The following is a 10,000-nucleotide window of genomic DNA, read 5'->3' as shown; positions in this document are numbered from 1 at the left end:
TCCGAAGAAATGTTTGACTTGCTCATTTTGCTTTTTTGATAGTGTGTGCTCACTTAAAATTTAACGTTGGCGCTTTGTTTTGTTCAGTTTTCAAAGAGCAATTTCGTTGTCGTTCGCTTAGAAACGACTTTAATAATATATCAACTATATTATTTTTTGTCAACAACTTTTTTTATTTCGATGTCGACTTAGTTATTATATCCAGTATCAGAAATAAAAGCAAGAGTTATTTTAAAATAAATAAAATATATGAATCCCTTGATAATAAAAAATTGGTCATTCCCCTAGAAGCTTATCTTTTTAAGAGTAAACTTTTTTCTTATCAGTATAGTATTTCTTCTATATATCCTTTTTGGAATTCATGGCGTGAAAGACTTCTGCAACAACAATAATTTTTAAAATAAGTTCATGAACTTTGTTTTCCACCTTTCGGGATAACCCGTTCCATCTAACCTTCTGTGTTGCTCTAGAACGGCTACCTTCACACTATCCTTAATGATGGAACTATCTTTTATCATTTTATAGCTAAAATTAGGATGATTGTGAATCTCCTCATGATCCTCGGCAGTTAGACTTTCCGTTTTATTTAATAATCTTGGTCACTAGCAAAATGTTTCACTTCGATAGTTTTGATGAGTATCATACTACTTGAAAAACATGGTGATTAAATTCAATTTATTTTATTAGCCGTTTAATCTTTGATACTCCAAAACCTTAACTTTCACTCATATTCAAACACTTGATATTCACATTTTGAAAAATCAGCTAATACGCAAATAAAAAAAGACCCAGCTTAGATTGCCTGGGTCTCTTGGTTATGGAAGAGTTATTCTTCCGTATCCTTTTCAGTTTCTTCATTTTCTTCGATTAGAGTAGGTTCAGAATCAGAATCCGTATCTATTGTTGGGCCCTGTTCCGCATCTATTTCTTCTTCTTCTTCTCTTCCAACGATGGCTACCGTCGAAACATATTCATTGTCTGCTGATTCAAGTCGGATGAGTTTAACACCCTGTGTATTACGGCCCGTTTTAGAAATGCCTTCGACTTCCATTCGGATCAATACACCAGCTGCTGTAATCAGCATTAAATCCTCATCTATACCTGTAACTGTTTTAACAGCTATAAGTTCACCATTTTTCTCAGTGACATTACATGTTTTGATCCCTTTGCCACCACGGCTTTGAATACGGTATTCTTCCGCAGATGTCCGTTTGCCATAACCGTTTTTCGTAACGATCAGGACCTCTTCATCATCTTCAAGAATTTCCATACCGACCACTTCATCGTTCGACCTTAAGGAAATCCCTTTCACTCCCGCTGCAGTACGCCCCATTGTCCGTACATCCGTCTCAGGGAAACGAATCATCATCCCGGCTTTCGTTCCAATTATGATCTGTTTGTCTCCATTCGTAAGACGCACTGAAATCAATTCATCATCTTCACGCAAACCTAGAGCAATTAAACCGTTATTACGGATATTTGCAAAAGACGACAAAGGAGTACGCTTTGATATTCCATGTCTGGTCGTGAAGAATAAATACCAATCATCGGCAAATTCCTTCACCGGTATGATTGCATTGACCCACTCGCCTTTATCGACTTCCAACAAGTTGATAAGTGGCAATCCTTTTGCCGTCCTACCATACTCAGGTATTTCATATCCTTTGGAACGATATACTTTACCTTTGTTAGTGAAGAATAATAGAGTGTCATGAGTCGAAGTGGTTAACAAGTGACCGACAAAGTCATCTGTATTCGTTCCCATGCCCTGTATTCCACGACCCCCGCGTTTTTGACTGCGGTACGTGGTTGCAGGCAAGCGTTTAATGTAACCGTTATGGGTAAGTGTCACGATTATATTTTCCTCTGGGATTAAATCCTCATCTTCCAGGCTTTCAAAGCCGGCTAATGTGATTTCGGTTCTCCGTATATCATTAAAACGTTCTTTAATTTCAAGAAGCTCTTCACGAATAATTTCAAGAACCTTTTCCTCATCAGCAAGAATGGCTTTATATTCTGCAATTATAGCCATTAATGCCTGGTATTCATCTTCAATTTTTTCACGTTCCAGACCAGTCAAACGCTGTAAACGCATATCCAGGATAGCCTGCGCCTGTTTTTCGGAAAGTGAAAATTGTGTCATTAAGCCTTCACGGGCAATTTCTGTCGTTTGGGAACCACGGATTAACGAAATGACCGCATCCAAATTATCAAGTGCAATACGCAAACCTTCTAAAATATGGGCACGGGCTTCCGCTTTCCGTAATTCAAATTCCGTCCTGCGCCTAATGACCACCTGTTGGTGCTCTAAGTAGTAGTGCAGGCATTGTTTTAAATTCAGCACCTTAGGCTGGCCGTCCACCAAAGCAAGCAGATTGATTCCGAAGGTGGTCTGCATCGCGGTATGCTTATAAAGATTGTTTAAAAGGACATTTGCATTAACATCCTTTCGAAGCTCCATGACAATACGCATGCCATTGCGATCCGATTCATCCCGTAAATCAGTAATGCCTTCGATTTTCTTATCTCGAGCAAGTTCTGCAATTTTTTCAATCAATCTTGCTTTATTTACTTGATAAGGGATTTCTTTAACAAGGATTACCTGTTTACCATTGGGCTTTTCTTCAATCTCGACTCTCGCCCGTTGGATGATTGACCCTTTTCCAGTTTCATAGGCCTTCCTAATTCCGCTTCGTCCTAAAATTAAACCGGCTGTCGGGAAATCCGGACCTGGGATATATTCCATCAACTCTGGAATTGTAATTTCAGGATTCTTGCTCAAAGCCAATACGCCGTCAATTACTTCACCTAGTTGATGTGGTGGAATATTGGTTGCCATCCCTACTGCTATACCTGATGAACCATTCACTAACAAGTTCGGGAAACGGGCTGGCATAACGGCTGGTTCTCTTTCTGAACCATCGTAGTTATCCTGGAAATTAACCGTATCTTTATTTAAATCGCGAAGTAATTCCATCGAAATCTTCGACATTCTTGCTTCTGTATACCTCATTGCGGCAGCTTGGTCTCCATCGACCGAACCGAAATTCCCGTGACCATCGACAAGCATATAGCGATAGTTAAACGGCTGCGCCATCCGTACCATCGTTTCATATACGGCAGAATCACCATGCGGGTGATATTTACCGATTACTTCCCCTACAATACGGGCTGATTTTTTAAATGGTTTATCCGAAGTCATTCCAAGATCATTCATTGCATAGAGAATTCTTCGGTGTACCGGTTTTAAACCGTCCCTTACATCAGGCAAAGCCCGAGATACGATTACGCTCATAGCGTAATCCAAAAAAGATGTCCGCATCTCGGTACTTATATTTATTTCTTTTACACCTGATCTTTCATTTTCTGACATGGAGCCAACCTCCTATAAAAAGCTTATACTCTCATTTAGTTTTAACTGTACGTGCACTATGTAAAGAACAGGATGTAAAAAGCATCCTGTCAAAAAATCAGATATCGAGATTTTTTACATAAATTGCATTTTCTTCAATGAAGTTACGTCGCGGTTCCACCTTGTCGCCCATCAACATTTCGAAAGTCTCATCTGCCTCGGCAGCATCTTTCAAACTGACTTGAAGGAGCGTTCTCGTATCAGGGTTCATCGTCGTTTCCCATAATTGCTCTGGATTCATTTCCCCCAGCCCTTTATAGCGCTGCAGGTTAGGCTTTGGAGTACTTGGCATACTAGCCATGATTTCTTCAAGCTGGCGATCATTATAGGCATAATCCACTTTTTTCCCTTGCTGAATTTTGAAAAGTGGCGGCTGAGCAATATATATATATCCATACTCGATAATTTTTCTCATATAACGGTAGAAAAATGTCAACATCAGCGTTCTGATATGGGCACCATCTACATCCGCATCGGTCATGATAACGATTTTATGGTATCTGGCCTTTTCAATATTGAATTCATCGCCAATGCCTGTTCCAAGTGCTGTGATGATCGTGCCTATTTCTTCATTATGCAGGATTCTGTCCAATCGCGCTTTTTCAACATTCAGGATTTTACCCCTTAACGGTAAAATAGCTTGGAAATGACGGTCCCGTCCCTGTTTAGCCGAGCCTCCCGCCGAGTTTCCTTCAACGATGTACAATTCGCTGATAGCCGGGTCTTTAGATGAACAATCCGCCAATTTCCCCGGTAGATTGGATACTTCCAAAGCACTTTTCCTTCGTGTCAATTCACGGGCCTTCTTGGCTGCCATACGTGCTCTTGCTGCCATCAGCCCTTTATCTATAATTTTTCTGGCCACTGCAGGATTTTCGTATAAGAAGGAATCAAGCCTTTCCGAAAGAATGGAATCAGTAACCGTCCTTACTTCAGAATTTCCCAGTTTGGTTTTCGTCTGTCCTTCAAATTGCGGTTCAGGATGCTTAATCGAAATGATTGCCGTTAGACCTTCCCGGACATCTTCACCGGAGAAATTGGAATCGGCTTCTTTTAAAAGGCCATTTTTCCGTGCATAATCATTGATGACACGGGTTAAAGCGGTCTTGAATCCTGATTCATGTGTACCGCCTTCATAGGTATGAATATTATTGGCAAAAGAAAAGACATTACTGATGTAGCTGTCATTATATTGCAAGGCTAATTCAACGGAGATTCCATCCCTTTCGCCTTCCATGAATATCGGTTCCTCATGTAAAACCTCTTTTGAGCGGTTCAAATGCTCGACATAAGACTTGATACCACCCTCATAGTGGTATTCCCTGATTTTCTCTTCTTCTCCACGTTTATCTTCAATGATTAATTTCAAGCCTTTATTCAGGAACGCAAGCTCACGGATACGTGTGGCTAATGTATCGAAATCATATTCCAAGGATTCCGTGAAGATTTCACCATCAGGAATGAAGTGAACAGTCGTGCCGGTATGATCGGTTTCCCCGATGATTTTCAAATCTTCTCTAGGGACCCCTCGGTTAAATTGCTGATAATGGATTTTACCTTCACGATGAACGTAAACTTCCAATACCGTGGATAAGGCATTAACTACTGAAGCTCCCACACCATGCAGACCACCGGAGACCTTATAACCTCCGCCGCCAAATTTACCGCCCGCATGAAGGACCGTCATGATAACTTCCACAGCTGGCCGTCCCATTTTTTCATGGATACCGACTGGAATCCCCCGTCCATTATCGACTACGGTTATGCTATTGTCTTCTTCGATCGTCACTTTGATTTCAGTACAGAAACCAGCTAGTGCCTCATCAATACTATTATCGACAATTTCCCAAACAAGATGGTGAAGTCCTTTTGCAGAGGTAGTACCGATATACATCCCCGGACGTTTACGAACTGCTTCTAAGCCTTCTAAAACCTGTATCTGATTCTCATCGTATGCCTGAGCTTGTACTTCTTTTTGTTCCATTGTCATTCGTATCACCTACACTTTTCTTTTGGCATTTATCAAATTTTTCAGGAGTGATTATAACGTTATAGCTACAATTCAAAGAATATCTATATCATCGATTAAGAGCGATGGCTGCAGTGAACGCTTTTTCAAAGTGGACGACGCAAGCGGTGAATAATAGACCTGTTTATCCGTCACTACAATCGATTTAACCGAGTTTTTTTCTAAATGGTAAGTTACATCAGACTTTTTCTCCAAAAATTCACTCATGATTGGAGAGGCCTGGAGCAGCTTCTTATCTAAAATGGCTATGACATCGTCCGTTTTCACAAGAATGTCTTCACCAATATGGAGATACATACATTCACCTCATCATTTAACCTTTTTAATACTTCCTTGACTAACATAAAAGGTGGACGCTTCTCTTAGGGTTTGATGATCGATTCCATCAACGGAGGGTGTCGTCACAAATGTTTGCACTTTCCCTTGTATCGTATTCAGTAAATGAGATTGACGGAAATCGTCAAGTTCCGATAACACATCATCCAATAATAAAATGGGATACTCGCCTATTTCTTCATGGATCAGTTCAATTTCGGCAAGTTTCAAGGACAGGGCAGTTGTACGTTGTTGTCCTTGTGAACCATAAGTCTGGACATCACGGTCATTCACAAAAAAAACCAGGTCGTCACGATGAGGACCTACCAGTGTTACACCCCGTTCAATTTCCCTTGTTTTTATTTTATCAAATTTTTCTGTGTATACTTCTATCATTTTCGTCAAATCCATAGATTCTGATACATCAAGCGACGGTTTATATTGGATTTTCAATACTTCTAGGTTTCTGGAGATCCCCGAATGAATCGGCTCTGCCCATTGCTGGAGCTTTAAAAGAAACTCGTATCTTCTTTCGACAATTTTCGCTGCATACTGAATAAATTGGTCAGTCAGCACGTCAAGCATCGTCGTATCCGTTTGTTTCCGGGTCTGCAGAAGCTTTAAGTAATGATTTCTTTGTTGAAGTATTTTATGATATTGGCTCATATCATGAAGGTATACGGGAGAAACCTGGCCAATTTCCATATCTATAAAACGGCGTCTGACTAGAGGACTTCCCTTCACAAGGTTAAGATCCTCAGGCGCAAACATGACCACATTCATATTTCCGACATATTGACTCAACTTTCTTTGTTCAATATGGTTGCACTTCGCCTTTTTCCCTTTTTTTGAAATGGTCAGCTCAAGTGGTATTGAGGTATTTCTCTTTCTAACTCTACCTTCTATTTTAGCATACTCTTCATCCCAGCGAATAAGTTCTTTATCATTTGAGGTCCGATGGGATTTTGCCATTGCTAAAACGAAAATAGATTCCATGACATTTGTTTTTCCTTGAGCATTTTCGCCGAGGATTACATTGACTTTATTTTCAAAAGCCAGATTCAGTTCGGTATAGTTGCGGTAATTTCTCAAACTTATATTTTCAATATACATATTCCGCTCTTCCCTTATGTTTTAGCTTGTAATTGTGTAGACGCCAAATCCAGGAATCTCTATTTTATCACCTGATCTTAATTTCCTGCCTCTTCTCACGTCTAGTTCGCCATTAATGTAAACCTCGTATTCACTTAAGAACCATTTCGACATTCCTCCGCTTTGGATCAAATCAGCCAATTTCAAGAATTGTCCAAGCGTAATATATTCTGTGCTTATTTTTATGGAGTCCATTATGCCTCACTCATTTCTAAGTAGTCTTTAATATTTCATTTTACTAAATAAATGCCATTAAGACAAAGTATAGCTTTTTCAGCTCTTATTTTTAGCAGTCTTGAGTTCCGTTCAGTATTAAAAAAATGTTAAAAAACCTTTTGGAACCTATGTTTAAATATAAAAAAATTAAAGACCTGCTTAACAAGCCTTTAATTTTTTTGAAATATTATTTTAGATTAATAAGTCCTTACCGGAAGGATTAATTGGAGCATGGAATCATCATGTAGTGGACGAATGACAAATGGACGCATTGCACCGGTGAAATTAATTTTGATATCGGAACCTTCCAATGCCTTTAAAGCATCCATTACAAATTTGGCACTGAATGAGATTTTCAGATCTTCACCTTCAATGGCTTCTGCCTGAACCTCCTCGATTACTTTACCAATTTCAGGTGTATTGGAAGAGACTTCGATTATCCGTCCTTCAAGGGTTGTCAATTTGACGACATTATTTCTTCCTTCCCTTGCAAGTAAAGATGCCCTGTCAATAGCTTGGAGAAAATCCTTTGTATGAACAGTCACATCCGTTTTGCTATCCGATGGAATCAATCGTGAAGTATCGGGATAGTTCCCTTCAAGCAATCTAGAGAAGAATAATAAATTTTCAGCTTTGAAAAGTACTTGGTTTTCGGTAATGACGATTTCAATGAGTTCGTTAGTATCATCAAGGATTTTACTCAACTCATTCAAGCTTTTACCTGGGATTACAACGCTATAGGTCCCTGTAATTTTATTTTCTATTTTGGCGGTTCTCATTGCCAGCCTATGACTGTCTGTTGCAATACAGGTCAATTCATCATCTTGAACCTTTAAGTTTACACCTGTTAAGATGGGGCGTGTTTCTGACGTGGACACTGCAAAACCCGTTTGGCGAATAAGGGTCTTTAAAAGGTCCGTCGGAAGTTTGAAAATATTTTCTTCTTCAATGATTGGAAGATGTGGATATTCTTCGGGATCCAGTCCATTTAAATTAAATTCGGCTTTACCTGAGCGGATAATCGTTTGAAAGTTGTTTTCCACTTCAATTTCTACAGTATCCATCGGCAGCTTTTTGACAATTTCACTGAAAAAACGGGCATTCAGGACAATACCGCCGCTACTTTTCACTTCAACAATCTCATCGCCGTCAACTTCAGCTGGAATGAATGATTGAATGGAGATATCTGAATCACTTCCTGTTAAAGTGACACCCTCACTAGTAACGCTTATTTTTATCCCCGTTAGAATTGGAATCGTCGTTCTTGATGTGACTGCCTTCATTACTTCTTGGACACTATGAACTAATCGATCTCTTTGGATTATAAATCTCATGTTTCATCCTCCAATTTATTATTGCCAAATAGGCATATTTATTAATAATTTTTATTAAAAAAGATAGTAGTAATAGTAGTAGGGCCTGTTGATATGTGGATAAGTCCAATTAACCTAAGGAAAAACAGTCTATCCACTTGTGGACAGACTGTGTGTAAGTAGTCGTCAGTTATACACATTATCCAGAATTGATTATACCCTCAGCTGATCCTGGATTTCCTTAACCTGACGTTGTAGCTGGGTGTCGGTTTGCATGAGTTTAGAAATTTTTTCATGCGCATGGATGACGGTCGTATGATCGCGACCTCCGAATTCATCTCCAATCTTAGGCAGGGATGAATCCGTTAACTCCCTGGAAAGATACATGGCAATCTGTCTTGGAAAGGCTACGGATTTAGTCCGTTTTTTCGCCTTGAAATCCTCCAATTTCACACTATAATGCTCACCAACTGTTTTTTGGATTTCTAAGATGGTGATTATTTTAGGTTTGGAGCTTGGGATGATGTCTTTTAATGCTTCGGCTGCTAAATCGGCATTAATATCCTTATTAATTAATGAAGAATAAGCGACAACACGAATGAGTGCACCCTCAAGCTCACGAATATTGGAATCGATTTGGTTTGCAATATAGAGCATGACTTCATTCGGGATATCAAGACCCTCAGCTTTTGCCTTTTTACGCAATATAGCAATCCGTGTTTCTAGATCAGGAGGTGTGATATCCGTGATCAAACCCCACTCAAACCTGGAGCGGAGGCGATCCTCAAGTGTAGGGATCTCTTTTGGTGGACGGTCACTCGAGATGACGATCTGTTTGCTTTCTTCATGCAACGCATTGAATGTATGAAAAAACTCTTCTTGGGTTTGTTCTTTTCCTGCAAGAAATTGAATATCATCAATTAATAAAACATCTACGCTTCGGTATCTATCACGGAATTCCCCTGCTTTATTATCCCGGATTGAGTTGATGAATTCATTCGTGAATTTTTCAGATGATAAATAAACGACCTTAGCATTAGGATTATGCTCAAGAACATAATGCCCGATTGCATGCATTAAATGGGTTTTCCCTAGGCCTACGCCTCCGTATATAAATAATGGATTATAGGCTTTGGCAGGTGCTTCTGCGACAGCGAGAGACGCGGCATGGGCAAAACGATTGCCGGAGCCGATGACAAATGTATCGAAGGTGTTTTTCGCATTAAGCATATGCTGTGGAAATGCAGCATGGTCTTTATCCTGTTTTTTTATCTTTTTAGGTTGAACAGGAACGGTAAAATCATCATCTTCTTGATTTGGGGGAATGATGAATTTTGCTTCCAATTCCTCACCGGTAAGTTCAAACAATACATCAGAAATAAGATGGGAATAGCGTTCTTCAAGCCAATCCCTGGCAAATTCATTGGGGGCGGTGACTGTTAATGTATCACCTTGCAGTAAATAAGCCTTGGTTGATTTAAGCCAAGTTTCAAAGCTTGGTTTACTGATTTTTTTTTCGATTTTTCCGAGCGCCTGGTTCCAGAGGCTATCGATGTTATCCAA

7 protein-coding genes, 1 rRNA gene and 1 pseudogene (1 of these 9 cut by a window edge) are annotated in these 10,000 nt (G+C 39.6%); all 9 read right to left on the bottom strand.

Annotated elements, in window-relative coordinates; genetic code table 11:
- Positions 1–8 (bottom strand): 16S ribosomal RNA (locus UP17_RS00040); it reaches 1,543 nt to the left of the window's first position.
- A 387-nt stretch (positions 9–395) separates the two neighbouring features.
- A pseudogene (locus UP17_RS29400) lies at positions 396–578 on the bottom strand (HD domain-containing phosphohydrolase); the annotation flags it as partial.
- A 248-nt stretch (positions 579–826) separates the two neighbouring features.
- Complete coding sequence (gyrA, locus tag UP17_RS00035) at positions 827–3,373, bottom strand: DNA gyrase subunit A (protein ID WP_061440302.1); 2,547 nt, start codon at positions 3,371–3,373, stop codon at positions 827–829.
- Positions 3,374–3,470: 97 nt separating this feature from the next.
- A complete protein-coding gene (gene gyrB / locus UP17_RS00030) occupies positions 3,471–5,396 on the bottom strand; it encodes a DNA topoisomerase (ATP-hydrolyzing) subunit B (RefSeq protein ID WP_061465924.1) in 1,926 nt (641 codons plus the stop codon).
- Between the two features lie 78 nt (positions 5,397–5,474).
- Positions 5,475–5,738: an extracellular matrix regulator RemB gene (remB, locus tag UP17_RS00025; RefSeq protein ID WP_061440301.1), complete on the bottom strand. Its 264-nt coding sequence runs from the start codon at positions 5,736–5,738 to the stop codon at positions 5,475–5,477.
- Between the two features lie 12 nt (positions 5,739–5,750).
- Positions 5,751–6,869, bottom strand: coding sequence for a DNA replication/repair protein RecF (gene recF, locus UP17_RS00020; protein WP_061440300.1), 1,119 nt, complete (start codon positions 6,867–6,869; stop codon positions 5,751–5,753).
- A gap of 21 nt (positions 6,870–6,890) precedes the next feature.
- Complete coding sequence (yaaA, locus tag UP17_RS00015; RefSeq protein WP_061440299.1) at positions 6,891–7,103, bottom strand: S4 domain-containing protein YaaA; 213 nt, start codon at positions 7,101–7,103, stop codon at positions 6,891–6,893.
- Between the two features lie 218 nt (positions 7,104–7,321).
- The gene (gene dnaN / locus UP17_RS00010; RefSeq protein ID WP_061440298.1) at positions 7,322–8,458 is read right to left on the bottom strand and encodes a DNA polymerase III subunit beta; all 1,137 of its coding nucleotides are present in this window, start codon (positions 8,456–8,458) and stop codon (positions 7,322–7,324) included.
- A gap of 192 nt (positions 8,459–8,650) precedes the next feature.
- Complete coding sequence (gene dnaA / locus UP17_RS00005) at positions 8,651–10,000, bottom strand: chromosomal replication initiator protein DnaA (RefSeq protein WP_061440297.1); 1,350 nt, start codon at positions 9,998–10,000, stop codon at positions 8,651–8,653.

Source organism: Peribacillus simplex (assembly GCF_001578185.1).
Lineage (GTDB): Bacteria > Bacillota > Bacilli > Bacillales > DSM-1321 > Peribacillus > Peribacillus simplex_A.
The sequence above is the reverse complement of the archived record's forward strand: the minus strand, read 5'-3'. Positions and strand labels throughout refer to the sequence as shown.